Genomic DNA, 25884 nt, shown 5'->3' on the forward strand with positions numbered 1-25884 from the left:
ACATCACTCCTGTAATTTCGCATCGATCATCATTTGCACTTCATCCATAAGCTGCTGATGATCTATCGCCTCTTCGGTACGGTAGCTGGCAACCGATTCTTTTACCTTGTTACGGAACCAGGCATCGTGCGCATCAGAATCGGCTGTTAACCCTGCGGGCAAGCCACCTTCTTTTGTTATTCGGGTCAGCAAAATACGCACGGCATCAGATACCGTCAGACCAAAATCAGCCAGTTTCTCTGCGGCCTCTTCTTTGAGCGCACTATCTACACGAACATGCAACATGGATGTATTCGCCATCGATACCCCTCCCAGCGTGTTTATTGTTCAACAGAACCAGTATGTATCTCATTTGAGAGACGGTCAAACACCCGCTGCGGCGATATTTCCCGATAACAAGGTGGCTGAATTTCACCAGGCTCATTGAGCAAACATTTTTTCGATAAACACGGGGCGCAGTGCAGTTCACTTTTAATCACTTCAACCTGCGGGCCTAACACGCCGGTTAACGTAGCATCGGTTGCACCATAAATCGCCACCGAAGGAACCTCTAAGGCAGCAACCACATGCGATAAACCGGTATCGACGCCAACCACCGCCTGCGCATACGCCAGATAGGCGTTCAGGTCATTGAGGCCCATTTTGGGCAGAACTGAAGCGCCATCAATATCGGCAGCAATTCGCTCAGCGCGTTGTTTCTCTTCTTCATTGCCCCAGGGCAGCATCACTTGTCGGCCAGACTGTGTTACCAGCTCAGCCAGTTGTTTCCAGTAGGCTTCTGGCCATAACTTAGTAATCCAGGTAGTGCCGTGCAGAAACACCCAATAATCGCCTTGCACATCCGGGCGCTGCCAGCGGCCACGACCAACGCCGTACGATAATGAGTCAGGCACCTGATAGCCCAGCACCTGAGCAAACAACTGACGTACCCGCGGAATCGCATGCTGGCCTTTGGCAATGGCTTGTGGAAACTGGTATGCCCGGGCAGCCAGCGACTCACGACACGAATGTTTATCCAACCCGTATCGCGGGCCATTTGCCATACGAGTAAACAAGGCACTTTTAATCAGCCCCTGGGCATCCAGCACAATATCGTATTGCTCCGCCTTCAACTGCTGGCGAAATGCTTTCAGTTGCTGTCGGTTTTCTTTATTAAGCAGGTTTTTGCGCCAACGCCGCCAGGCCACCGGAATGACTTTGGTAACCGCCGGGTGCCAGGTCGGAATATCGGCAAATGCTTCTTCAACCAACCAATGAATTTCAAGCTCCGGTAACTGCTGAAAGGCATCCTCAACGGCAGGTAACGTGTGGAAGACATCCCCCAGTGAGGAGGTTTTAACAACTAATACTTTCACAAGAGCTCTCGGCGGCAAAAAACAGGGGCTGTAGAACAAAACGCGCACTTTACGTGATTTCAGGCCGGATTCAAGCTCAGCAACCGCCGCAGAGGCGCTTGACTTTGCCCGGCCCAGACGCAACCATCCGCGCTTTTATTATACTAATTGCCTGAACTGAGAATCCTCTTGCTGAAATCATGGAAATTCTGGGCCAGCCTTGTCTTGCTGGCAGGCCTGCTCTATCTGGTGGAAAGCAGCTTCGGCTGGCGTAATGTACTGGCCAGCTGGCAGCAAATTGACCCCGTCACACTGGCCTTTGCGGTTGGCCTGATGCTGGTTAGTTACTTGTTACGAGCGCTGCGCTTCTACGACTTTTTTCACCAATATTGTCAGGGGAATTTTGTTCGCCTGACACGCATTACCGTGATGCACAACTTCTTTAATAACCTGCTGCCGATGCGCAGTGGTGAAACTGCCTTTCCTTTATTAATGAAGCAGCACTTTGCATTACCCTATCGCCATAGTGCTCCGGCGTTGCTGTGGCTGCGTCTGCTTGATTTATATGCCCTGCTGGTGCTGGCGGCGATTTCACTGAAAAGTCTGTTGCCAATCAGCGAAGCGCTGCAATGGCTGCTAACGATTGCTTTATTGATGACTCCACTGATTGTGCTGCCACTGCAAAACCGGGTTGAACAATTCTTACACCAGCATCCCAGCAGCTGGTCTGGCAAAATAGCTGAACTGATGCATGCCTTACCTAAATCACCCTGGCCGTTTGTGCGGGCATTATTCTGGACCCTGATTAACTGGGCACTGAAGCTGGCGGTGTATGCCTGGTTATTACAACAGTTTTTATCATCGATCTCAGATCCACTACCCTTCGCGCAAAGTTGGGTCGGAGCTACCACGGGTGAGCTTTCCAGTGTATTGCCAATTAATGGCGTCGCCGGTGCCGGTACCTACGAAGCTGGCATTGTCGCGGGCTTATTACCCTGGGGGGTTGATCACACCGTGGGATTAGCCGCCGCCGTGAATCTGCATTTATTTGTTCTCGGCAGCACCTTTTTACTGACAGGGCTTATCGCTCTGTTAACGGCCCGGGTAAAATAAATCCCCCGACCCGGAAGATTCCCTGAAATCGCAGCACGATGACACTACTTTAGTTTTATCAGCTACGGCTTTTGGGTATCATCCCTGCACTTTTTATGTTTATCCGATTTTCAGAGTGGTATTTATCTTGACTGAGGCCAGCAAACCGTCGTTATCCATTGTTATTCCAATGTTTAATGAGATCGACAACGTCACACCGATGGTTGCCCGTGTTCACGAAGGCATGGCCGATTACCAAGGGCCATGGGAACTGCTGGTGGTTGACGATGGCAGCACCGACGGCACCCCTCAGGCATTGCACAAAGAATCGGAAAATTTTGGTTCTCACGTTCGTATCGTTGAGCTGCGTCGTAACTTCGGCCAGACCGCCGCCATGCAGGCAGGTATCGACGAAGCCCGTGGTGAACTGATTGCCACCCTTGATGGTGACTTACAGAATGATCCAGCCGATATTCCACGTATGATTGATCATCTGATCGAAAACGATCTGGATCTGCTGACAGGCTGGCGTAAAAACCGTAAAGACGATCTGGTTCTGCGCAAAATCCCATCACGCATCGCTAACCGTCTAATCGGTAAAATCACCGGTGTTCGGATCAACGATTACGGTTGCTCACTGAAGATTTATAAGTCCGCCGTAATTAAACAAGTGCGTTTATACGGTGAAATGCACCGCTTTATTCCTGCCTGGGTTGCAGCTGTTGTTCCACCAAGCCGTATTGGCGAAATTGTAGTGCAGCACAACGCTCGTGTGGCTGGTGAATCTAAGTACGGCATCTCCCGTACCTTCCGCGTGATTCTGGACCTGTTATCGGTCTATTTCTTTATGCGCTACCGCGCTCGTCCAGGCCACTTCTTTGGTTCAATTGGTCTGGCATTAGGTTCTGTTGGTGGTGTATTGCTGACTTACCTGGGCTTCCTGAAAATTTTCCTGGGCGAAGATATCGGCACCCGCCCCCTGTTTTTAATCTCGATTGTCTGTGTCATCGCTGCGCTGCAATTCCTCACCACCGGTGTGTTGTCAGAGCTGATATCACGCACCTATTTTGAGTCCTCCCAGCTTCAGCAGTACGTTATCTACAATCGCACAGAGGCCTGCGAAAACGATGAAGCCTGCTGGGCACAAGCCTCTGAGATGAAGCAGCCAGACAGCGCCGAATCCAGCACTGAATCATCGGGCCTTGCTGCTTCTGACACGGCTTCCACAGAAACATCGACTTCAGAAACACAAGCGAACAGCTGATTTATGCGCAACCTGTCTGTCCCCTACTGGCTGATTGCCGCTCTGATTGCGTTTTTCTTTGTGAATCTGGGCGGTTATTTATTATTCGATCATGACGAGGGGGCATTCAGCGAAGCCACCCGTGGCATGTTTGAACGTGGTGACTTTATCACCACCTACCTTAACGATCGGGTGCGTTTCGACAAACCCATTCTGATTTATTGGCTACAGGCCGCCTCCATCAGTGTTTTTGGCACCGATGTCTGGGCCTTCCGCCTGCCATCTGCCCTGTCCGGCTTAGCCTGGGCGATGGCAATTTTCTTTTTCACCCGCCGTTATATCAATCAACCAACGGCCATCGCCGCAGCCTTAATCGCCGCCGCCGCACTGGGCATTAATATGATTGCTCACGTAGCCACGGCCGATGCCTTACTGAACGTGATTCTCGCCAGTACCTTGCTGTGCATGTACCACTACACGGTGTCACCATCCAACAAATTATTGCTGCTGATTTATGCCTTAATGGCGCTGGGTGTATTAACCAAAGGCCCGGTTGCGGTCGCTATTCCGTTAATGGTGTCGGCTATTTTCTTCCTCTGGTCCAGTATGAAAGATGCGTTTTTTAAAGCCATCTTTTTTATCCCCGGCTGGATTCTGTTTTTGCTGATTGCCGCGCCCTGGTACATCCTTGAATACCTGGCTCAGGGGCAGGACTTTATCGACGGTTTTATTCTGAAGCACAACGTCAATCGCTTTAATAACGCGATGGAAGGCCATGATGGCGGCCCACTGTTCTATATTTTCCTGCTGCCATTTATTCTGGCGCCGTTTGGTGCCTTACTGGTTCGTATTGTGCCAAGTCTGAAAACAGCATTAGGCAAAAACGGCAACTCCGACACAAGTACGCCCGATTTATTAAACCGTTTTTTGTGGATCTGGTTTTTAGTCGTGCTGGTACTGTTCAGCATCGCCAGTACTAAGCTGCCACACTATATTTTGTATGGTGTGACGCCACTGGTGATTCTGATGGCGCGTTACCGCGATTGGTTAAAAAGCCGCTTGCTGACGATCATTTTCCCATCGCTGTTTTTTGCCTTGATGGTGGCTTTTCCTCTGTTGATTCCAACCATTATTGATGGTCTGACCAACCCGATTGAAATTGCCGCAGCAGAACGCGCTGCGGAATATATTAATCAGGACTTTGCCATCATTGCAGGTATCGCCTGGCTGCTGTCGGTGGTGCTGATGTTATGGAAACGCATCAGCCCCTGGTTCTCTCTGATTTTGGTTGGCGTGGTGCAAACATTGTTTGTCTGGTTTGTGTTTGTACCAGCCATCAGTGAAGCGCAGCAACGCCCGGTTTGGGATGCCGCCCAGTTTGCCAAACAGCTTGGTGAACCAATCATCACTCAATCGATTGATATGCCAAGTTTTAATGTGTACTTCGACAAGTGGACAGAACGTCGTGGCTTGGAAATTGGCGAAGTGGGTTACGCCCGGGAAGATCGCCTGAAAAAGATTCCGCACTACGATATTTTATTCCAGTCCGGGCCCATTGTGATTGTACGCCGCATCAGTGAAGAACAGGCGCAGCTGCTGGAACAACAACGCCTCGAAGAGCAGACTCCACTCCTCAAAGAACAAACAGGGCAGCAATGACTAACTCCTCCACGGCGAACACGTCATTTATTTTGTCCATCGCCGGCCTGATGCTGGCGGTTGCACTGTTTATTGTGTTCAACAACAGCAATCAGGCCTGGTTTCTGAGTTGGAATCAGGCGGGCAGCCAGCTACCGGATCTGATCTGGGCCAACCTGACACTGGTGGCGGACACCCTGTTTGCCGTTGCCGTGCTGTTAATTGTGGCCAGCCGCAACGCTGGAACATCGGGCCCGCGGTTACTCGGCCAGTCTCTGGTTCTGCTGATTATTGGCGGGCTGTTTGTTCATGTGTTTAAACAAGGGCTGAATATCCCTCGCCCCCCGGCTGTATTGGCAGAAGGCAGTTATCATCTGATTGGCCCCAAACTTAAACACGAAAGCTTTCCTTCCGGACATTCGTTCACGGCACTCAGCTGTTTTGCCTTAATAGCCTTGAATCAGGCCCGGCTATCCGTCTCAGCGTTATTATTGGCTCTGGCGGGACTGGCTGCATTAAGCCGCGCCATGGTGGCGGCACACTGGCCGCTGGATATTTTTGTTGGTGGTGGCTTCGGCATTTTGTTTGCCTGGCTGAGTATCCAGTTGGAGCGTCGCTTGGCGTTTTTTCAAAGCAATGGCTGGCGTTTGTTTACACTGGTGTTATTAACCTTAGCCAGTGCTGCCTTGGCGTTTCACGATGATCGCTACCCGGATACACAACTATTGAGTGTTATCGCCAGTATTGTTGCCATCGTGATGGTGGTTCGCTATTACTGGCTGCCGCTGGCGCGCCTTATGCGCCACTCCTGAACAAGGGGCGTGATCAAGAGTCGCGATCAAAGGATCGTGATTTACGACCCAAACAAATCAAAGGTAATACCACCATCATCTCCCTGATCCAGCCACCCTTGCGGCTTGGAGAAGGTTTGCTCCATTTGCTTTGCCAGTGAGTCAGAAATCTTACGACTGGGCTTATCGCCCAGCATGGCTTCCAGCTTCTGCTCATCAATCCCAAGGCAGGCCGCCATCGTGGCCACATCCAACGCATTTTCCAACATTAATTCCTGAGCGCGCTGCCAACGCAGACCTTGATCAGACATCACAAATACAACCTTTTGTTGTTTTATTAATAACTCAAGCTCAATAATATTTTTCTTTAAGCCTTTTCAGCCACTGCTATATAGTGGTGGGATTGAAATATTACCTCAATCTTTCGGTAATATGCTGAGAAGAATTTTTGTAAACAGGTAGAGAATCGTTATGCGTCGTGTCGTTGTTACAGGTATGGGTATTGTGGGTTGTTTGGGTAACAACAAAGAAGAGGTGCTGGAGTCTCTGAAACAACAGCGCTCCGGGATTTCATTCCAGCCGGATTACGCCGAAATGGGCTTTCGCAGCCATGTTGCCGGCAGCCCGAATATTGACCTGGCGGAACATATTGACCGTAAGCTGAAGCGCTTTATGGGTGATTCAGCTGCGTACTCCTACCTGTCGATGAAACAAGCCATCGAAGATGCTGGCCTGAGCGAAGATATCGTTAGTAACCCGCGCACTGGCCTGGTAACCGGTTCTGGCGGCGCGTCTTCTTCCGATATTGTTGAATCGGTTGATATCCTGCGCGACAAAGGCATTCGTAAAGTTGGCCCATATCGCGTTACCCGCACCATGGGTTCTACCACCTCTGCCAACCTGGCAACCCCTTTCTCTATCAAGGGCGTTAACTACTCCATGACCTCGGCTTGTGCCACCAGTGCACATTGTATTGGTCACGCAATGGAACTGATTCAATGGGGTAAACAAGATGTTGTGTTTGCCGGTGGTGGTGAAGAAGAACACTGGAGCCTGACGGCTCAGTTTGATGCCATGGGCGCGCTGTCGAGCAAATACAACGACACCCCGGAATCCGCTTCCCGTACTTACTGTTCAACTCGTGATGGTTTTGTGATCGCTGGTGGTGGCGGCATGCTGGTACTGGAAGAGTACGAACACGCAGTGGCCCGTGGTGCGACCATTTACGCCGAATTAACCGGCTATGGCGCAACTTCCGATGGCGCTGATATGGTGGCACCGTCCGGTGAAGGCGCTATTCGTTGCATGCAAATGGCACTAGAAATGGCGGGTAACCCAACCGTTGATTACCTGAACACCCACGGTACCAGTACTCCAGCGGGCGACATCACTGAATTAAAAGCGGTTGGTGAAGCCTTTGGTGAACAACGCCCACCAATCAGCTCGACCAAATCTCTGACCGGCCACTCTCTGGGCGCTGCTGGCGTTCAGGAAGCCATCTACTCTCTGCTGATGCTGAAGCACGGTTTTATTACCGGCAGCGCCAATATTGAATCACTGGATGAAGGCGCTGATGGCTTTGAAATTGTGACCCAAAACCGCGATGCCGAGCTGAGCACTGTGATGTCGAACAGCTTTGGTTTTGGTGGCACCAATGCCACGCTGGTATTCAGCAAAGTGTGATTATTAAAGGAACGTCAAAATTGATTTTATGACGTTTTTAATTACTGCAAAAAATGACATACTCGGAGGATTAATCTGAGTATTATAAATTCTCAGGAAACAACCTTTCCTGAGAATTCCAGCACTCCGGATGACCTCCGCAGTGCCGGAATCAACGCATGTAATGTTCGCCGACCCCGTATTATCTGACTCTGGTCGGTTGTGTTTGACCCAACATGGATAAATAAATAATGACAGACGAGAAGGCACCTGCTGATCAATCTGTAGCCGATCAGTTATTTTTAAAAGCCGAACAGTTATCGGCTGATTTCTCTTTATTCCCCGAATTTGAAGAAAACCCGGTTGAACACACGGTGAAAGGCCTGATTTCTCCGGAGCAGTGTGACAACGAGCGTGAACGTCTGTCTGGCCTGAATATTGATGATTATATCGAACAAGTGGTTGCACCCAGTGAAAATGCACAACGCATGGGTGCCAAAGCCATTGTTAAGCATCTGATTCTGCGCACCATTACCGAATTAGAAGACGGCCCGTTATATACCTGTGAAGCCGAAATGGACTTCGCTGGTAAAATTCGCCGGGTTGGCTTTATCTGCCAGAACCGCGAACACAATAATGGTGTTTGGGGTCCGCAACACCATAACAAAGCGGCGCAACAGGTGCGTGCTTTTGCACAACGCTCGATGCCGATCGTGACCTTTATCGACACCCCGGGAGCCGATGCCGGTGAAGCCGCTAACGCTGGTAATCAGGCGCATTCGATCTCGCATTTAATCACCGAGATGGCCAATAACGATGTACCATCGTTAGGCATTATCTGGGGTGCAGGTTATTCCGGCGGTGCCATTCCACTGGCTACCACCAACATTCTGTTATCGGTACGCGACGGTATTTTTAATACCATTCAGCCGCAAGGCCTGGCCAGCATTGCCCGCAAGTACAATCTGTCATGGCAGGAATGCGCCAAATACGTCGGTGTATCCGGTTTTGAATTACGTGAAGCCGGTATTATCGACGGCATTATTGATTACGCCCCGACCGATGCCGATGAAAAGCGCTTTAACCTGCATCAGGCTGTAGTCACCGGTATTGAGTCGATTGAAACCAGCTCTGCTGAATTTGCCCGTAATAATCCGTACCTGATGGATCACTATCAGCAAGCGATTGATCGCTTCCTGAACCCATCGGAAAAACTGGAGACCATGCAGAAGAACGCCAACTTCTTCCTGGCACCGTCCCCAACCGAACACCTCAATATTTTCGGCCTGACCTATCGTTACACCCGTTATCTGACGCTGCGTCGTCGTATTCATTCCACCAGTGTGGAAAACTATGGCCGTTTAGCAGAGAAAGAAATTCCGGAAGGTCAGCTGCAGCAACGTAATGAGCGTGAAGCGCAGCGTAAATTCCAAAACTGGATTCAGGCGCCGGAAAAAATCGTTTACGACGATCATTTGCACAAAAACTGGAAGAACTTCTGGAGCAAATACGAAGATCGTGATGAAAGCCGTTCAACCATTGCTCGCCTGTTTTTGGGTGAGCCGAAGAACAACTACCTGAAAGCCAAGCAAGAGCTGTGCTTCAGCCTGGGCCTGTATTTGTTTAACCGCTGGAAAGCCGATGCGCCGGTTAACTTCCAGGGTCTGCTGAACTATCTGGAAGATTACAAGCAAAGCCGCTTTATGCTGCGTGCCAACGACATCCTTGATACCGATGCCGTAGCCGACTTTATCGAAAATAACGACCACCCGCTGGCGGCTTATATCCGTGAGGTATTGCCACACGAGACGCGTCAGGATCTGACCACCGAAATGGCCGGTGAACAGGCGAAAGGTGCATTAAAGCAGTCGTTAGCCAGTGCGTTAAACACCGTGATGAAGCAACAGCTGATTCCGGAAGACATTCGTGCGGAATTGAAGCTCTCCACTCACACACAAGCCATCGCCAACAGCGTGGCCGCCGCCAGTGTTGAAGCCAACCGCCGTGTACTGGAAGAAGCGTTAGCGCCATACATTCAGTTCCGTCAGGAAAACATTCAGAACCCGGCACACCCAGACATCACCATTCTCGATGCGATTTTGCACGACGAGCTGCGCTACGAGTTCAGCCAGGTGTGTCAGAACATGCTGGTGTTTGGTCAGCTGTACGACAACTTTATCTACAATCTGGTAAACGTTGCCAAAGAAGCTAACGAAACCCGTGCATTATCGCGTGATGCGGTTAAAGCATTACTGGAGAAATCGTTATCGGAAGCCACCGCAGGCGACAGCTACACCCCACAAGAACGTGAGTCCTTTAACCACTGGTTAAGCTACTTCATCAAGAGCTCAGCCCGGGTCGACTTCCTTAAGTCGGTTGAAGAATGGAAAAAAGGCGCTTTCCCACGTTTATCCGACACCCTGTTTGTGGTGATCACCTTTATCTTTGAAAAACTGCTGGCCGAATACCACGAAGCCGAGCAGGAAGGTAAAAACTACAACGGCCGTATTAACCCGGTTTCCATTGGTCGTCGTAAAGACTTCTGGAACCGTCTGACCATGGGTTACCACGATCTGCTGATTCAGCAGGTGCTGGACGACACCAAGCGTCAGAAGAAAACCACGCCAAGCGCGATCATTGAACGCTTCTTCGCTGACTTTGATGAGATCAACCACTCTCTGATGTCTGCCGACCCGGTTGTCTTCCCTGGCTTCCGTAGCTCGATTGAAGGTGCGCTGAACAAAGACGAAAAACCGTGCGGTGTAATCACTGGTATTGGCACCATCAAAATTGGTGAACGCCAGCAACGTGTGGGTGCACTGGTTTCTAACCTGAACTTCCAGGCCGGTGCCTTTGATATGGCCAGTGCCGAGAAATTCTGCAAGCTGATGGTGGAATGTGCCCGTCAGCAACTGCCGATTGTGTGTTTTGTATCCTCTGGCGGCATGCAAACCAAAGAAGGTGCAGCAGCGCTGTTCTCCATGGCCATCGTTAACGACCGTATCACTCGTTTTGTGCGTGATAACGATCTGCCACTTGTGATCTTTGGTTTTGGTGACTGTACCGGTGGTGCTCAGGCATCGTTTGTGACTCACCCGCTGGCGCAGACCTATTACTTCTCCGGTACTAACATGCCGTTTGCGGGTCAGATTGTGGTACCAAGCTATCTGCCAAGCACCTGCACCCTGTCCAACTATCTGTCGGTTTCTTCGGAATCCATGGACGGCCTGGTTGAGCATCCATTCTTCGACGATTTAGACAGCCGTCTGCGTGCCATTGACCCAGATATGCCAACTGCGCGTCACACCGTTGATGATGTGCTGGATCGTGTACTGCAAGGTTACGTTGCCGCGGAGCGCTTATTACCGGATACCGGTGAAGCCGCTAACGAAAGCAAAAAATACGGCAAGGTTGATAAAGTGCTGGTACACGCTCGTGGCTGTACCGCGGTGAAACTGATCCGTAAGGCTCAGGAAAACGATATTAAAGTGGTACTGGTGCAGTCTGACCCGGATATGGATTCGGTACCGGTCGATATGCTAGGGCCAGAAGATCGTGTGGTTTGTATTGGTGGTAACACACCAGACGAATCCTACCTGAACGCTAAATCGGTACTGCGTGTTGCCCACCACGAAGGCATTGACGCACTGCACCCGGGTATTGGTTTCTTATCCGAAAGCAGCCAGTTCGCTGCCTTGTGTGGTAACCACGACATTAACTTTGTGGGCCCACCGGTCTCCTCGATGGAAACCATGGGTAACAAGTCGAACGCCATTAACACCGCGATGCGTGTAAACGTGCCGGTTGTTCCGGGCTCCCACGGCATTCTGACCAGCTCAGCCAATGCCGCCAGCGTTGCTGATGAAATTGGCTACCCGGTACTGTTAAAAGCGGTACACGGCGGTGGCGGTAAAGGTATTCAGGTAGTGGAATCACCGGATAAGATTCACAGCCTGTTCCACCAGATTTCGACCGAAGCCAAAGCGGCGTTTGGTAACGGCGATGTGTACCTGGAAAAATACGTTACTTCCTTGCGTCATATCGAAGTTCAGGTATTACGTGACAGCCATGGCAATACTAAGATTCTGGGTCTGCGTGACTGCTCGGTGCAGCGAAACAATCAAAAGATCTTTGAAGAATCCGGTTCCACCATGCTGCCGCGCGAGCTGGAGCAAGGTGCCTACGACTTCGCTGAGAAGCTGGCGGATGCCGTTAATTACGTCGGCGCTGGTACAGTTGAGTTTATTTTCGACCTCGACAACAACACCATCTACTTTATGGAGATGAACACCCGTCTACAGGTTGAGCACCCGGTGACCGAGCTGGTATCTGGCATTGATATCGTCAGCACCCAGTTCAAGATTGCCGAAGGTGGCCGTATTGACGATCTGAAGCCGGTATCAAAAGGTTACGCCATTGAAGTGCGTGTCAATGCCGAGAAAGCCGTGCGTAAAGGCGATGATGTTGAGTTTGTTCCAACTCCGGGCCGCATTCGCGAGTGTGTACTGCCAGAAGAAGATTACATCGAGCTGATCTCCATGGCCGCCACTGGCAAGCAGGTATCGCCGTTCTACGACAGCATGGTGACTCAGATCATCTGTTACGGCAAAGATCGTGACGATACCATCGCCAAGCTGCGTGAATATCTGGAGCGGGTTCGTATTACCGGCGTTTGCACCAATATTCCACTGCTGAAGCGTGTGCTGGACGATGAGGTGTTCCAGAAAGGTATTTACGATACCACCTATCTGCCACAGTTCCTGGATCGCATGGACGTTGACGGCCTGATTCAGGACATTGAAGACGCCGCTGATCTGAGTGCCGATGCAGTTGATGCCTCCGCCCTGAAGATTGAAGGTTCTGACGAGCTGAAAGTGCTGTCACCAAGCACCAGCATCTTCTACGGTTCAGCATCACCAACCGAACCAGCATTCGTAAAAGAAGGTGACATCATCAGCATTGATCACACTCTGTGTCTGATGGAAGCAATGAAGATGTTCACGCCACTGAACCTGAAGCAGTTCAACCGTGCCGGTGCTGAGCTTTATCCTGCCGACCAGCAGTTTAAAGTCACCCGGATCATGAACTCGGATGGCCAACAAGTGAACCAGGGCGATTTATTGTATGTGGTGAAGCCGGTTTAATAACTGGCTGAATCCACTCGCCTGGCCACAGAAAAAAGTAAAAAGAAAAAACGCCCGATGAAACGATTTCATCGGGCGTTTTTTATACCTGTTTATCGCCTCAGAACCTTAAGCGATTCACCTTTTTATAATTGGTAATGGTTTGCTCAGCGTATTGCTGATACTTCTTTTGCTGCTCCACTTCAATCGACTTCAGCTCTTCCACCATAGAACGTAAACGAAATACCCGGGATTCAATCTGTTGCTGCTGTAATACCTCTGAATCCATAAACGGGTTACCCGCCTGTTGAGCGTTATCACTGCTGCTCACCGCCTCCTGATTCCGCTGCGGGCCGTTCTGCCGGACTTCGGCATCACGACCAAACATCACCTGACTTACCCAGTCGCGAATGCTCTGTCGTGATGTCGTTGGTGCCGGTGGCGTTTGTGATGCTGCTGTTGCCGAGCCAGACAATGACGCAGCACTCTCCGCCAGCGCAAAAGAAAAAGAGAAGGAGGTATTAATCTCAATGCTCTCCCCCGCGAACACACCGGAGTCAGAGTTCAGTTCAAATTGTGGTAATGCGGGTAGCAAAAACGAAATACCATCAGAGGCATCCAATATGATCTCAGACTCGCCCTGAGTGGCCAGATGGATTTCCTGAAACATCAGCGCCTGACCATCTTCTGACAGGGCAACACCGGATTGCTTCAGGTTACCGATCACACGGCCATCATCCTCCTGTAATTGATAATCCGCTTCGGCATGACCGAGGTAAAAAGCACCAACACCGGCCTCCGCCAGTGACAAATTAATCGCTTCTCCGTCTTCAAATGTCATAATCTGCAGCTGCTGGAAAATCGCATCATTTTCATCAATCCAGCCATTGCCATCGACATCATACTCGGCCAGCTCGGCAAACCCCTGGCCCGATTGAGGCCCAAACATTTCACTGCCATCGTCAATTGCACCATTCTGGTTTTGATCAAACACCAGATAACCGCTGCCCTGCGTTGTTTGCGCCAATGACTCAGCCTGGCCATCACCATTCAGATCAAAGTCAAAACTCAGATCGCTGAACTCAATCATATCGCCTTCAAAATTGATCATCAGCGGATCAACCAGAACAAACTCCCCCTGATAGAACATCTGCTGCTCGGTGATGGTGGAGCGATCCAGCTCCAACGAAACCATAAAATCAATATCTCGCCCATCGGCGGTGGTGACCTTGCCCAGCGTTTCGAACACAAACTGCTCACGCTCTTCGGTAGTCAGTACCTGCTCAATCTGAATTTGTGCGGGTCTGACATTAACACCATTAATAATCAGGCCAGAGCGTTGATTCGTCAGCGTCAGTCGCTGCTCCAACACCGTCTCTACGCTATTACGAATCAACTGCTCATTGCTGAACTCGCTCGCTTTATTGGTGTACTGGGAGAAAACGCTGGAATAAGACGTGAGCGCTTGTTGCTCGGAAGCACGGCGACTGAGCTCAACGGTTTGCGTCGAGGTTGTTTGTGCTGAACCGGATTCAGATCTGGATTCCGATCCTAATACCGGTAATGAGCGCTGGGATACGGCTTCTGAGACCTGCTGTCGCTGGTAACGACCATTCAGATGAACCTGTGACTGGGCAATTTTCATAAGCAATCTCCGTTGGCCGATACCAGAGTGTTATCGACGGCAAGCGGCTTATTATTAAAACTATTAAGTTATGAAAAGTGTGTTTTTTATCTTTAAACCCTGAGTTTGCGTCACCAGAGCTACTGATTTTCCGATTATAGTCTGTTAAAACGGCTCTGCTTGTAACAACGTCAGCTTTATAAGGTCCAGGTTATGATGATTCAACGCTTTCAGGAATGGTTAACCTCAGCTTCCGGGCTGCGCCGTATTCTGAATATCTACGGCCCTTATTTAGGGGCCGGTGTGAAGGTTGAGTATCTGGCTAAAGACTTCCGCGAAGCCCGGGTCAGCATGAAATTACGTTGGTACAACCGCAATTATGTTGGTACTCACTTCGGCGGCAGCCTGTTTTCGATGATTGACCCGTTTTATATGCTGCTGGTGATGAATAATCTGGGACGTGATTACATTGTCTGGGATGCCGAGGCTTCGATTAAATTTGTCAGCCCCGGGCGCGGCGTGGTGAAAGCACAGTTTCTGATTACCGATGAGATGCTGGCTGACATCAAAGCCAACACCGCCAATGGCGAGAAATACCTGCCAACCTATGAGGTTGTGATTAAAGACGAGCAAGACAACCTGGTGGCTAAGGTTGAGAAAAAGCTTTATATCCGGCGTAAGTCTTGAGTTTGCAGATCTGTTTGTTACTCATAGTGAGTCCAAAGCCGCAGGATTTTAATTGCCCTATCCGCTTCTAAAACCTGATAAACCAGACGATGTTGAATATTGATTCTACGAGAGTATGCACCCGCCAGATCACCCACTAACTTCTCGTAAGGAGGCGGGTTTTGATAGGGATTAATTTCAATAATCCTGAGTAGCTCCTGAGCCTTATCCTTAAGACCGGAAGATGCTAATTTTCTGGCATCTTTTTGAGCTTGCTTGGTATAGTACAGACTCCAGTTCACCAATCTAATTCCTGGCTGCAATCATCCAGGCTTGTCTCCATACCTTCCCGAATTGATTCACGCATATCAGGAATTGAAAGCAAGTGAAGGGTTTCATTGATGGCGTTCCAGTCTTCTTCAGCAAGCAACACGGCATTGCCTCTTTTGCCTGTAATGACAATAGGCTTGTGGCTGGATGACGTCTCATCCATCAGGGCATAAAGTTTAGAACGGGCTTCTGTCGCATTAAGTGTCGTCATAATTTACCTCTGCAAGAAAGCGTACGCCTTGACGTACGGATCGTCAATATTGTAGCTATATAAGATGCACTGCCAGACATTACATTTCCCCGCTGTTTGCACATTTCTTGCACTTTGCTGATTTATGATCCCTGAAAATCAAAAAAATCCAGGGAATTAACATGCTCAAGCCACTCACCCAATATTCATGCCTGCTACTCACGACGATGACTATGGCAATGCCATCCTATGCCGTCACACTTCGTCTGGGCGACGCCACTGGCAATAGTTTTGATGAATTCCTGTCTTTACCCATTTATCTGAACCCGGAAAACACTGCGGTATATGGTTTTGGTTTAGAAATGGGATACGAGAATGTTTTAACCCCGGCTGGCGGTATCTACGCTGACAATTACTCAGATTATTTTGTGGTTAACCACGATAACTCCTCTTCTGTCGGCTCAGGCAGCATTCAGGACGGACAGGCGAGTTACATTGCTAACTTTGATATCGATGAAGGCCTGCAATATATAAGCGGTGATACTGAGGTTCTGATCGGTTATATGCGTTTTGAGCCTAATGGCAACATCATTTCTGAGAACGCCTACACCATCAGCGTGTTGGACGATGACAGTTACCCACCAAGATACAAAAATGCCGACGGTGATTGGGTCACCATTCCAATTGCCAATACCAGTGCAGGTAGTGTCACTCTGGTTGATACCAGTAACTTCTACACCGGTGCTGATGAGTCGAATTATGCCGATGTGAGCCATTGGCAAGACGGTGTTTTACCAGACTCCTCGGTATACGCCTTTCTCGACAATGGCAGTCACGCTATTAACGGCAGCGTGCCGGTTAATGCAGGCTGGTTGGCTTTGGGAACAGAGCAAGGTTCCGGCAGCTTATCAGTTATGGGCCAGAATGTGGATGTTGTTGACACCATTGCGGTCGGCAGTGTCTCTTCAACTATCCAGGTCGGCGCGGCTATGGATCTATCCGGCAGCTTATTGGTGTCGGAAACGAATAGCATCAGCAATCAAAATACTTCCTCTGCTAATACCGCCTTGATGATCGCCGCCCCGGTATTAGGTGAATTAAATACAGAAACCGTCACCGCGACCGCGGATGTCGAATTTAAAGACATCACCAGCATTACACTGTCAGAGGAAATAAAAATCGCCACCGCCGCGGCCACCGCATCGGAGGAGACTTCGCTTACTCAGGCCACCTTTGATCTGGATGGCAGCCTGACCATCTCCGAAGTGGATTCCTTTGTAGCCAGCGGCAACCTGATCGCTTCTGACTTTGAAGCCAATAACGTCGCTATGCAAGGCGTCACCATCGACGCCACTTCTGCCTTAACAGTATCCGATATCACCACCCTGTTTGAGGCGAAAGATCTTAAGTTAGCCAGTACTGAAGGTTTATGCGCTGATTCTGCCTTTGACGGTGTGGCCGTGGTGAATAACGACACAGAATTCTCCAACATCAATCGGCTGTTTTTAGACGACGATCTGAACATCGCCAAAACCGAATGTTCATTGGGCACGGGTTATGTGCATGGCACAGCAACGGCCAGCTTTAAAGACATCGCCAGTTTTGAAGGCGATGACGACTTTGTGATTGGCCTGATACAAGGCGGTTCACAAGGTACTGTTATTAAAAAAGCGACTGTTAGATTTGAGAATATCGACAGTATCAACTTCAATGGTGGCTCATCCGACGTTGAAATCGCCGCGCTAGAGCCTGAAATATTCCCCTCGTCTTCGCCTGACGCAGACAATATTGTAAGTGGCCGCCATCAGGTTGAAGTTGCGGTGAGCTTTAAAAATATCCCAAGCTTCTTCGTCGGCGACGACGCTTATATTGGTCAGATTTCAGGTTTAAAAGAAGACACTACCTTAAACCAAGGCACCTATACCGCCAAAGATGATATCGACTTTGAACAAGTCGCGATGGACGTTACCGACAGAGTGGTTTTAGGCAGTGTGAGTTTGGATAACGACTGCAGCGTGTGTGATACCACCTCCCCGATGCCCGCCACCTATAACATGCTCTCTGACATCCACCTTGAGCAAAGTTATATTGCCGGTGGTTCGACCATGAAGATCGCCACGACCGATCCAACCATTGTTGGATTATTAGAGTCCGAATTAACTCTGAGCAACAGCTACCTGTACGCGCCGGAAATAATCATCGGACAAGACAGCCAAATCACCTTTAATATTGCCGGTACAACACAAGCTACTAAAGATAATGTACTGACCTTAACCGAAGGCAGCCCACTGATTGAATCGGAAGCACTAACCTTAGCGGGTGACATTATTATTGATGCCATGGCAAGTTTTAGCGCGGGTGACTATGAAATCGTATTGGTACAAACCACTAATACCAGCGCCATTATCGATAATGGAATAACGGTAGCGATTAACGGCCTGGATGCCGCAGAAAATATTGCTTTGGCCTTTAATGAAACCGGCGACAAACTGGTATTAAGCTTCACTGTTCCAGCTGGGGAAGTTACCGAACCGGTCGAGGAAGAGCCGGAAACAGAACAACCGGTTGATGAAACTCCAGCTGATGAGACTCCAACTGATGAAACTCCAGCTGATGAAACTCCAGCTGATGAAACTCCAGCTGATGAAGCCCCTGGCGATGATTCTCCGGCCGATAACTCCTCTGGTGAAGCAGAAGTAGAAAACGGTTCAGATAACAGCTCCGAAAGTTCAAGCAGCGGTGGTGCTGTTAACTTCGGATTCCTGCTGATGCTGGGAGCACTATTACTGTTGCGCAGAAAAGTGCAGATTTAGTAACTGGCATTCTTTGCTCTGACCTAGAAAATGGACCCTGCTTGCCTGCTCTACTGACGCAGGTTGGTAGGGATTTTGCCACCTCTATTTCAGGCTGGCCTATTTCCACCACAGAGTGTGCCTCAACTAACCGCAACCAACACAAAAATACCGCCAATATAAGCTGGCCAGTAATAGCCCGAACCTTCTGCATATTCCAATAGCTTAAAGACGCCCAGAGCAATTAAAAACGACAGTCCACTTCCGAGAACAACCCCGATACTGAATCCATGAAACATAAGGCTTAGCAGCAAAGTAGCAACGCCCCAGAAAATTGCCGCATTAAAAGCTTTGGAGGTTGTGGTGTAGTAGCTCATAACAGCCATTATCAATAATATTTTAAGAATCATGGTTTTACTGCCTCCTACTATGTAAGTAAATCTAAAAGGGCCAGCGGCGGCAAAGCCGACTGATTGTTTGTTAGTATTAGAATCCTCCTTCTAAGAAGTGTTTAAGCATATATGGCAGCTCTCTTAGCATCATGTGTTGTTCTTTATCAATCATTAGCATTTCTCTCATCATGGGGTGCTCGGATGAAAACTCTACAAGATCCATGAACTCCGATACCGCCTTATTTTTTGCATCAATAGATTTTCCTGACTTAAGAGTCGAGACTACATCCATTCCGGCATCGTATAGCCACGGGTAATCATCCTTGACTAAACTCAGAATAATTTGAAAAGGGATATGGTTTTTTCCAAACACTCGGGGAGACATGTGCATTAGCTCTTCTATCATCCCAGGATGGAATCCTCGCTTACGTCTAGGACCTCCCATACGCCTTTCTTTTTCTAACCTAGAAAGTACTTTCATGAGATTGTCATTGATTTCGGAAATAGACTCGGAAATATTTAAATCAGGGTTTCTAAGGAGCTTTTGATTGATTCGTGATAAATCTAATATTTCTTCAAGTATTTCACTAGACTCAGAGAAAGATACATTAGCTTGATCAGGCTCTTCTATTTCTTTCATCCCCCTTAGTTTTCCAAGCTCTTCCTCTAACGTTGGCCACCATACATTGAAAGCTTTATCAAGGCGCTCTTCAGTGAGCCGTTCTTCCCCACACGCCTTATTCAGGGTTTTCAATAATTTGTATACATCATCCTTATTAAAGATTGTCGATTGAAATTGGAGAATCGGCCCATCCACTTCGGATCTCTTTATATCAAAAAGAAATGGGCTCACAAAACTCTTATCCATAGTTTTAGATAATGCTCCAGCTTCAAACGTAAGCCATGGAGCCGTCAAGTTCTCCTTTGTTACACAAAGAATTCCGAAAGTGGAATCTTCTAGCTCTTTAGCTATATCAGTACTCCATCTAGTTCCTTTATCTATATCCTCGGAGGATACGTATGGCTCGAGTGATTGAATTACTGATGGAAACCAGTCTCGGAAGATGAGAGCTACTTTATGGCTCTTTTCTCCTGACCAACTCAAAAATACTTTCATTCTTATTCTCCGTAAGGAATGCTAATGCCGCCATAACAGGCAGTCAGCTTTAGATTACCCGGCCATAAACTGACTATAGTTAATGCTATTTTATACGTTCTGAGCGCTACTACCCCACAAGGCAAATGACAGGGAAGTAATAGCCAAGCCCGCTAGAATTAACCACTCCCTGCCATTTAGATCGAATATTGTTATAAATGATGGAATAATTATTTTCCAGTAGGGAATATCTCTGCGCTTCATACTGAAGTAAAAAAGTATATTCCCGCCAATCAGCCATGTGGCAGCGAACATTACCATTCCAATTTGTGTCTGAGCGGGCGAGCCAAGAAATGCTTCTATGATGAAGTCAAAACCTGGCGGTTTACGGATTTCTTGTACTTCGCTCATTAGGGCACCCTGTAACGCCTGCTATACGACTATATAACGCTCATCAGTTTATTTACGATTGGCTGGAAATGCTGGGACGAATTTTTAGCTGTTGTGATATGCGCCCCGTTCAAACCATCTTTCGATGTGCAATCAAAAACTGGCTTTTTAGCTTCAAGAGAATAAGGTACTAAACTATGTAAATTTGGTATTTGGCCAATATTCCAGTTGTTATCTCCCCAGTCATGCACCTGCCCTAAAGGCTCAAGAATATCGATAATATTTTCTTTTACTGCACTTTCGATTTGACTCCCGAAAATAGACCATCCTCTCGTCATCCCTTCTGAATTTCTACGAACATTGTGCTGTTGCATAACATAACCTAGAAATGTAGGAGCACCTTTCGGAAGATCAATAGAGGATGTCGATGCACTGTTACATTGATCCCAGTCTCTTCTCCAAACAGCTAATTTTTCACCCAGGTTTTTTGTACCTCGAATAGAGAATAGATCAGGAGACATTGGAACAATAAAATAATCACTTGCGGCTAAAACTGATCGATTTAACGCACCAAGGTTTGGCCCTAAATCCAACATCACCACATCAGCACGGACTTTATCCGCAGCCCATTTGATATAACGATATATAGCAGATTGAACACGTAACGCCGGTGCTGCACCACCCTTAGCGCTATTCCACGTATCACCAAGAGAATCTTCAAAGTTGCTCAATAAAACATCACCCGGAACTATATATAGGTTCGGATAATCAGATTTGACTAAGGTTGGCTGCCTCTGTCTAACATCTCCCAAGCCTTCATATACTGGTTCAATAGTATTCCAAATACTATTTCCTCGTTCCGTATTCCAGCTTTTCTTTAATTCGCTATCAGACAGAGAATAAGACGATAAATTACATTGACTATCTAGATCAACCAACAGAACGGTTTTTTCTTGTTTTTCTAGCAGGTGGGCAATGTGATACATGTAGGTTGTCTTCCCTACCCCACCTTTATTATTAAAAACACTAATTATCTTCATGATTCCTCCGTATCATCTTTTCCGAATGACGCCTCAATAACCGGCGCAGCTTTGTTGCGTCCGGCGCTTGAAAGGTGCGTAGTTGATTTGTTATGCATTATTTTAACTGGGGGACGCCATCTATATTCTCTAGCCACCTATTTATAGAGATCTTTTGCCTCTCAGATATTTTTCCTTTTGAAACGATGGTCTTTCTGACACCTACTAGAAAATCGTTTTTCTCTGGTGGCAGTTTGCCAATTCCAACATCAATCCAGAATAAGTAATTGTATATTTTTTGTAGTGTTGCAAGAGTTAAGTTTTCTGGCGCTTTAGCTGCAATATTGTTTATATGCCGAATATCTGATTCGGAAAGCCCCTGAGAGTTAAGTTTTTCATAGTATTCCCTTAACACTAAATATGAACATTTAAGTTCGTTTACTAGCTTATACTCTCTTAGCATTAAGTACTCAACAGCTCGTTTTTCTGGATCATTTTCGCCAGCCCTGCCTTGTCCTATAGGCCCACCAACTTCGCGAGTATTTGTGGCTGACGTAAATTTGGTTAAATCGGGCACCCCAGATATTGAGCCTTCGCCGGCCTTATTTATTGCACACGTCGGCCCCGCATAAGATAACTTTCCAGTTTCTAGATCCTTTAAAACGTAAGCCTTCAGAGAAGTTAAATATTTTGGGCAGAAATCGCATTTCCTAGTAGTTTCAGTTAAGTCACGCCTAATAACCTGATACGGCATAATATCTCCTTAAATACATAAAATTTTATTAATGCGACATTACAAGGTTACTAAGCATGTAAGCTATAGCTACCTATGAAGGCTTCTTCGAGAATCTGCAAAACAATCTGAAACCTTCCTTAGCAAGACACTCCCTTCGAAAGCGGATTTACGCTCCCAACAACAGCACAAGTAAAAGCTATTGATTCATCAATAACCTACCACTTCACTGCCCCCTGAACAACCAACTCATATCAAACAGACACAAAAAAACCGCCCGAAGGCGGCTTTGTCAGCAGAGTTTATCTTCCTCTCAGAAGATCACTCCCATTGACTCAGGGCATCCCTGCCCTTCGGCTTTCAGCCGAACTAAAGTTCGCCCAAAACTTCTATCCTGAAATTTTGTCACCGAATGGGAATAATTCAATAAAGCTATGCTTTATGAATTATTCCCATTCTATCGTAGCCGGAGGCTTAGAACTCACGTCGTAAGCCACACGCGAGATATGCTCAATCTCGTTAATAATACGGTTGGAGACCTTCTCCAGCAGCTCGTACGGCAGGTGCGCCCAGCGAGCGGTCATAAAGTCGATGGTTTCTACTGCACGCAGCGATACAACCCACTCATAACGACGGCCATCACCAACCACGCCTACGGATTTAACAGGTAGGAAGACCACAAATGCCTGAGAAGTTTTGTGGTACCAGTCGAAGTTGTGCAGCTCTTCCAGGAAGATGGCATCCGCTTCACGCAGTACGTCAGCGTATTCTTTTTTCACTTCACCCAGAATACGAACACCTAAACCCGGGCCCGGGAATGGGTGACGGTAAACCATGTCGTAAGGCAGGCCCAGTTCTAAGCCCATTTTACGCACTTCGTCTTTAAACAGTTCACGTAACGGTTCAACCAGTTCCATCTTCATGTCTTCTGGCAGACCACCCACGTTGTGGTGGGATTTAATCACGTGCGCTTTACCGGTTTTAGAAGCCGCGGATTCGATCACGTCCGGGTAGATGGTACCCTGCGCTAAGAAGTCGACGTCTTTAATTTTGCCCGCTTCTTCATCGAATACTTCAATAAAGGTGTTACCGATGATTTTACGCTTCTGCTCTGGATCAGATACGCCTTCCAGCTTGCCCAGGAATAACTCTTCAGCGTCGGCACGGATGACTTTAACACCCATGTTTTCGGCGAACATTTCCATCACCATGTCGCCTTCGTTTTTACGCAATAAGCCGTTATCAACGAAAACACAGGTCAGCTGATCACCAATCGCTTTGTGCAGTAGTGCCGCAACCACGGAGGAATCAACACCACCAGACAGACCCAGCAGAACTTTTTTGTCGCCCACTTGTGCGCGCACTCGTTCGATCTGATCTTCAATAATTTTGGCGGGTGTCCACAGCGATTCACAACCACAAATGTCGTGAATAAAGTGGCCTAACAGGCGCTCACCTTGCAGTGTGTGAGTTACTTCCGGGTGGAACTGAACGCCGTAATAGTTTTTCTCAGCGTTAAACATACCGGCAATTGGGCAGGAATCGGTCGATGCCATTAACTCAAAGCCTTCTGGCATTTGAGTTACTTTATCGCCGTGGCTCATCCACACGTCTAAGTGTTTTGCACCGTTTTCAACGTGATCTGAGATGTCTTTTAATAAAGCAGAATCACCTTCCACTTTAATACGCGCATAACCAAATTCACGCAGCTCAGAGCTTTCTACTTTGCCGCCCATTTGTTCGGCCATAGTTTGCATGCCGTAACAAATACCCAGTACTGGAACCTTGCTATCGAATACTGCTTGAGGTGCGCGTGGTGAGTTGTCTTCAGTGACTGACTCAGGGCCACCGGCGAGAATGATGCCGGTTGGCTTGTAATCCATGATTTCCTGATCATCCATGTCCCAGGCACGAATTTCAGAAAATACACCCAGTTCACGTACACGACGTGCAATCAGTTGAGTGTATTGAGAACCAAAGTCCAGAATTAAGATACGCTGAGCGTGAATGTCTTGAGACATAAAAACAACACCAAAAATTTAACTTTTTCAAAAACGAAAACGGGGATGAACACTGTTCACCCCCTTTACTTTATTCTTTGGTTATTAATTGTAGTTTCAGTTCGCCGGCACGCTACAAGTACTTCCATGTAAGCTACTCCATCGCGTCCATGCGATGGATGCCTTGAACTGAAACTACAATCAACAACCAGAAGCTCCGAACGGGCTTAACCCAAACGCCGGTTTAACCCAAACGATAGTTAGGTGCTTCTTTTGTAATCTGTACATCGTGTACGTGAGATTCTTTCATACCCGCCGCAGTGATTTTCACAAACTCCGGCTTGGTACGCATCTCTTCAATGGTCGCGCATCCGGTATAACCCATGGCGGCACGAACACCACCCATCAGCTGATGCACCACACTCATAGCCGGGCCTTTTACGGCGATACGGCCTTCGATGCCTTCTGGAACCAGCTTATCAACACCGGCTTTTTTATCCTGGAAGTAACGATCCGAAGAACCCTGGGCCTGACCCATTGCACCTAACGAGCCCATACCACGGTAAGACTTGTAGGCACGGCCCTGATACAGCTCAACTTCGCCCGGTGCTTCATCAGTACCCGCCAGCATCGAGCCGACCATAATAACAGAAGCGCCCGCGACAATCGCTTTAGCAATATCACCAGAGAAGCGGATACCACCATCGGCAACCACTGGCACACCGTACTCTTTCATGGCAGTGGCAACGTTAGCAACGGCAGAGATCTGAGGTACACCCACACCCGCAACAATACGAGTGGTACAAATAGAACCCGGGCCAATACCCACTTTCACGCCGTCGGCACCCGCTTCAGCTAGGGCAATGGCCGCTTCAGCGGTGGCAATATTACCACCAATTACCTGAACTTGCGGGAAGTTTTCTTTGACCCAGCGCACGCGATCAATCACACCGGTACCGTTAGCATTGCTGGTATGACCGTGAGCGGTATCCACCACAATCACATCAACGCCTGCGCCAACCAATGCGGTTACGCGTTCTTCGGTGCCAGCACCGGTACCAACCGCAGCACCAACCAATAAACGCCCTTGTTCGTCTTTGGCGGCATTCGGGTAAGCACGGGCTTTTTCGATGTCTTTTACCGTCATCAGGCCGGTCAGCTTGCCGTTGGCATCCAACACCAGCACTTTTTCGATGCGGTTTTTGTGCAGCAGCTTCTGAACCTCTGCCGCTGGCGTGCCTTCATTCACAGTCACCAGATCCGCTTTTTGCGTCATCACACTGGCAACAGAGGCATCTAAGTTTTTCTCGAAGCGTACGTCACGGCTGGTAACGATACCAACCAGTTCGTCGTTATCAACAACTGGCATACCCGAGATATTGTGTAATTCGGTCAGCTCCAGCAGCTCACGAATAGTGGTGTTACTGGTAACGGTGAAAGGATCGTTAACAATGCCGCTTTCGTATTTTTTAACTTTACGAACTTCAGCAGCCTGCTCTTCAGCGGTCAGGTTTTTATGGATAATACCCAAGCCACCTTCCTGCGCCATCGCAATTGCCAGGCGAGCTTCGGTGACGGTATCCATCGCAGCAGAAATCAGAGGGACGTTCAGTTCAATGCCTTTAGTCAGCTTGGTCTTCAGTGAGACCTGATTCGGCAGAACTTCAGAATAACCGGGTACCAACAGCACATCATCAAATGTGAGTGCATCCTGAGCAATTCGCAACATAAGTGCCTTCCAGAGTGAGGAATATGAGAAGGCGCGGCAT

The 25884-nt window shown here is 48.3% G+C and carries 21 protein-coding genes; 8 read left to right on the forward strand and 13 right to left on the reverse strand.

The window, feature by feature from the left end:
- Positions 1 to 3: 3 nt before the first annotated feature.
- Together ACO05E_RS00455 and waaC are read right to left on the reverse strand one after the other, a co-directional pair.
- Complete coding sequence (locus ACO05E_RS00455; RefSeq protein ID WP_419811038.1) at positions 4 to 300, reverse strand: type II toxin-antitoxin system RelB/DinJ family antitoxin; 297 nt, start codon at positions 298 to 300, stop codon at positions 4 to 6.
- A 20-nt stretch (positions 301 to 320) separates the two neighbouring features.
- Positions 321 to 1355 carry a lipopolysaccharide heptosyltransferase I gene (gene waaC, locus ACO05E_RS00460; RefSeq protein ID WP_419811039.1) on the reverse strand — a complete coding sequence of 345 codons (1035 nt, stop codon included), beginning with the start codon at positions 1353 to 1355 and terminating at the stop codon, positions 321 to 323.
- 168 nt (positions 1356 to 1523) lie between these two features.
- On the opposite strand from waaC, the gene ACO05E_RS00465 reads away from it, so the two are divergent.
- The 4 genes from ACO05E_RS00465 to ACO05E_RS00480 all read left to right on the forward strand — a co-directional run bounded on the left by ACO05E_RS00465 (position 1524) and on the right by ACO05E_RS00480 (position 6119).
- Entirely contained in the window at positions 1524 to 2447 is a 924-nt protein-coding gene (locus tag ACO05E_RS00465; RefSeq protein ID WP_419811040.1) for a lysylphosphatidylglycerol synthase transmembrane domain-containing protein, read from the forward strand.
- A gap of 127 nt (positions 2448 to 2574) precedes the next feature.
- On the forward strand, positions 2575 to 3690 hold the full coding sequence (locus ACO05E_RS00470; protein WP_419811041.1) for a glycosyltransferase family 2 protein: 1116 nt from the start codon (positions 2575 to 2577) through the stop codon (positions 3688 to 3690).
- Between the two features lie 3 nt (positions 3691 to 3693).
- Positions 3694 to 5328, forward strand: coding sequence for an ArnT family glycosyltransferase (locus ACO05E_RS00475; protein WP_419811042.1), 1635 nt, complete (start codon positions 3694 to 3696; stop codon positions 5326 to 5328).
- Positions 5325 to 6119, forward strand: coding sequence for a phosphatase PAP2 family protein (locus ACO05E_RS00480; RefSeq protein WP_419811043.1), 795 nt, complete (start codon positions 5325 to 5327; stop codon positions 6117 to 6119). Before ACO05E_RS00475 ends, ACO05E_RS00480 begins: the two co-directional genes overlap by 4 nt.
- Positions 6120 to 6160: 41 nt before the next feature.
- Here the strand turns inward: ACO05E_RS00480 and ACO05E_RS00485 are convergent, their stop codons facing one another.
- Positions 6161 to 6409, reverse strand: a complete 249-nt coding sequence (locus tag ACO05E_RS00485; protein WP_419811044.1) for a hypothetical protein — start codon at positions 6407 to 6409, stop codon at positions 6161 to 6163.
- Between the two features lie 160 nt (positions 6410 to 6569).
- Here ACO05E_RS00485 and fabB point away from each other — a divergent pair, with 160 nt between their 5' ends.
- Positions 6570 to 7781, forward strand: a complete 1212-nt coding sequence (gene fabB / locus ACO05E_RS00490) for a beta-ketoacyl-ACP synthase I (RefSeq protein WP_419811045.1) — start codon at positions 6570 to 6572, stop codon at positions 7779 to 7781.
- Between the two features lie 230 nt (positions 7782 to 8011).
- Positions 8012 to 12904, forward strand: a complete 4893-nt coding sequence (locus ACO05E_RS00495) for a biotin carboxylase N-terminal domain-containing protein (protein ID WP_419811046.1) — start codon at positions 8012 to 8014, stop codon at positions 12902 to 12904.
- Between the two features lie 100 nt (positions 12905 to 13004).
- Here the strand turns inward: ACO05E_RS00495 and ACO05E_RS00500 are convergent, their stop codons facing one another.
- Entirely contained in the window at positions 13005 to 14528 is a 1524-nt protein-coding gene (locus ACO05E_RS00500; RefSeq protein ID WP_419811047.1) for an FG-GAP repeat domain-containing protein, read from the reverse strand.
- Between the two features lie 192 nt (positions 14529 to 14720).
- Here ACO05E_RS00500 and ACO05E_RS00505 point away from each other — a divergent pair, with 192 nt between their 5' ends.
- Positions 14721 to 15194 (forward strand): DUF4442 domain-containing protein, encoded by a 474-nt coding sequence (locus ACO05E_RS00505; RefSeq protein ID WP_419811048.1) that lies wholly within the window; start codon positions 14721 to 14723, stop codon positions 15192 to 15194.
- 17 nt (positions 15195 to 15211) lie between these two features.
- Here ACO05E_RS00505 and ACO05E_RS00510 read toward each other — a convergent pair whose 3' ends face one another.
- A complete protein-coding gene (locus ACO05E_RS00510; RefSeq protein WP_419811049.1) occupies positions 15212 to 15475 on the reverse strand; it encodes a Txe/YoeB family addiction module toxin in 264 nt (87 codons plus the stop codon).
- Positions 15472 to 15714 (reverse strand): type II toxin-antitoxin system Phd/YefM family antitoxin, encoded by a 243-nt coding sequence (locus ACO05E_RS00515; RefSeq protein WP_419811050.1) that lies wholly within the window; start codon positions 15712 to 15714, stop codon positions 15472 to 15474. Before ACO05E_RS00515 ends, ACO05E_RS00510 begins: the two co-directional genes overlap by 4 nt.
- Before the next feature lie 161 nt (positions 15715 to 15875).
- Here ACO05E_RS00515 and ACO05E_RS00520 point away from each other — a divergent pair, with 161 nt between their 5' ends.
- Positions 15876 to 18506, forward strand: coding sequence for a GlyGly-CTERM sorting domain-containing protein (locus ACO05E_RS00520; protein ID WP_419811051.1), 2631 nt, complete (start codon positions 15876 to 15878; stop codon positions 18504 to 18506).
- Between the two features lie 122 nt (positions 18507 to 18628).
- Here ACO05E_RS00520 and ACO05E_RS00525 read toward each other — a convergent pair whose 3' ends face one another.
- The 7 genes from ACO05E_RS00525 to guaB all read right to left on the reverse strand — a co-directional run bounded on the left by ACO05E_RS00525 (position 18629) and on the right by guaB (position 25844).
- Positions 18629 to 18895, reverse strand: a complete 267-nt coding sequence (locus ACO05E_RS00525; protein ID WP_419811052.1) for a hypothetical protein — start codon at positions 18893 to 18895, stop codon at positions 18629 to 18631.
- A 76-nt stretch (positions 18896 to 18971) separates the two neighbouring features.
- Positions 18972 to 19994 (reverse strand): hypothetical protein, encoded by a 1023-nt coding sequence (locus ACO05E_RS00530; protein WP_421722715.1) that lies wholly within the window; start codon positions 19992 to 19994, stop codon positions 18972 to 18974.
- A 90-nt stretch (positions 19995 to 20084) separates the two neighbouring features.
- Positions 20085 to 20384: a hypothetical protein gene (locus ACO05E_RS00535; RefSeq protein WP_419811054.1), complete on the reverse strand. Its 300-nt coding sequence runs from the start codon at positions 20382 to 20384 to the stop codon at positions 20085 to 20087.
- A 29-nt stretch (positions 20385 to 20413) separates the two neighbouring features.
- Entirely contained in the window at positions 20414 to 21403 is a 990-nt protein-coding gene (locus ACO05E_RS00540; RefSeq protein WP_419811055.1) for a ParA family protein, read from the reverse strand.
- A gap of 97 nt (positions 21404 to 21500) precedes the next feature.
- On the reverse strand, positions 21501 to 22136 hold the full coding sequence (locus ACO05E_RS00545; RefSeq protein WP_419811056.1) for a hypothetical protein: 636 nt from the start codon (positions 22134 to 22136) through the stop codon (positions 21501 to 21503).
- A 425-nt stretch (positions 22137 to 22561) separates the two neighbouring features.
- Positions 22562 to 24136 (reverse strand): glutamine-hydrolyzing GMP synthase, encoded by a 1575-nt coding sequence (guaA, locus tag ACO05E_RS00550; protein WP_419811057.1) that lies wholly within the window; start codon positions 24134 to 24136, stop codon positions 22562 to 22564.
- Between the two features lie 223 nt (positions 24137 to 24359).
- Positions 24360 to 25844, reverse strand: coding sequence for an IMP dehydrogenase (gene guaB / locus ACO05E_RS00555; protein WP_419811058.1), 1485 nt, complete (start codon positions 25842 to 25844; stop codon positions 24360 to 24362).
- Positions 25845 to 25884: the final 40 nt, after the last annotated feature.

This window comes from Bacterioplanoides sp., assembly GCF_965226395.1.
GTDB lineage: Bacteria > Pseudomonadota > Gammaproteobacteria > Pseudomonadales > Oceanobacteraceae > Bacterioplanoides.

What these genes read in the sequence shown, in the direction of transcription:
- ACO05E_RS00455 (WP_419811038.1), bottom strand. Translation starts at nt 300, where the DNA reads ATGGCGAATACATCCATGTTGCATGTTCGTGTAGATAGTGCGCTCAAA.
- ACO05E_RS00475 (WP_419811042.1), top strand. Translation starts at nt 3,694, where the DNA reads ATGCGCAACCTGTCTGTCCCCTACTGGCTGATTGCCGCTCTGATTGCG.
- ACO05E_RS00480 (WP_419811043.1), top strand. Translation starts at nt 5,325, where the DNA reads ATGACTAACTCCTCCACGGCGAACACGTCATTTATTTTGTCCATCGCC.
- ACO05E_RS00485 (WP_419811044.1), bottom strand. Translation starts at nt 6,409, where the DNA reads ATGTCTGATCAAGGTCTGCGTTGGCAGCGCGCTCAGGAATTAATGTTG.
- fabB (WP_419811045.1), top strand. Translation starts at nt 6,570, where the DNA reads ATGCGTCGTGTCGTTGTTACAGGTATGGGTATTGTGGGTTGTTTGGGT.
- ACO05E_RS00495 (WP_419811046.1), top strand. Translation starts at nt 8,012, where the DNA reads ATGACAGACGAGAAGGCACCTGCTGATCAATCTGTAGCCGATCAGTTA.
- ACO05E_RS00500 (WP_419811047.1), bottom strand. Translation starts at nt 14,528, where the DNA reads ATGAAAATTGCCCAGTCACAGGTTCATCTGAATGGTCGTTACCAGCGA.
- ACO05E_RS00505 (WP_419811048.1), top strand. Translation starts at nt 14,721, where the DNA reads ATGATGATTCAACGCTTTCAGGAATGGTTAACCTCAGCTTCCGGGCTG.
- ACO05E_RS00515 (WP_419811050.1), bottom strand. Translation starts at nt 15,714, where the DNA reads ATGACGACACTTAATGCGACAGAAGCCCGTTCTAAACTTTATGCCCTG.
- ACO05E_RS00520 (WP_419811051.1), top strand. Translation starts at nt 15,876, where the DNA reads ATGCTCAAGCCACTCACCCAATATTCATGCCTGCTACTCACGACGATG.
- ACO05E_RS00525 (WP_419811052.1), bottom strand. Translation starts at nt 18,895, where the DNA reads ATGATTCTTAAAATATTATTGATAATGGCTGTTATGAGCTACTACACC.
- ACO05E_RS00530 (WP_421722715.1), bottom strand. Translation starts at nt 19,994, where the DNA reads ATGAAAGTATTTTTGAGTTGGTCAGGAGAAAAGAGCCATAAAGTAGCT.
- ACO05E_RS00535 (WP_419811054.1), bottom strand. Translation starts at nt 20,384, where the DNA reads ATGAGCGAAGTACAAGAAATCCGTAAACCGCCAGGTTTTGACTTCATC.
- ACO05E_RS00540 (WP_419811055.1), bottom strand. Translation starts at nt 21,403, where the DNA reads ATGAAGATAATTAGTGTTTTTAATAATAAAGGTGGGGTAGGGAAGACA.
- ACO05E_RS00545 (WP_419811056.1), bottom strand. Translation starts at nt 22,136, where the DNA reads ATGCCGTATCAGGTTATTAGGCGTGACTTAACTGAAACTACTAGGAAA.
- guaA (WP_419811057.1), bottom strand. Translation starts at nt 24,136, where the DNA reads ATGTCTCAAGACATTCACGCTCAGCGTATCTTAATTCTGGACTTTGGT.
- guaB (WP_419811058.1), bottom strand. Translation starts at nt 25,844, where the DNA reads ATGTTGCGAATTGCTCAGGATGCACTCACATTTGATGATGTGCTGTTG.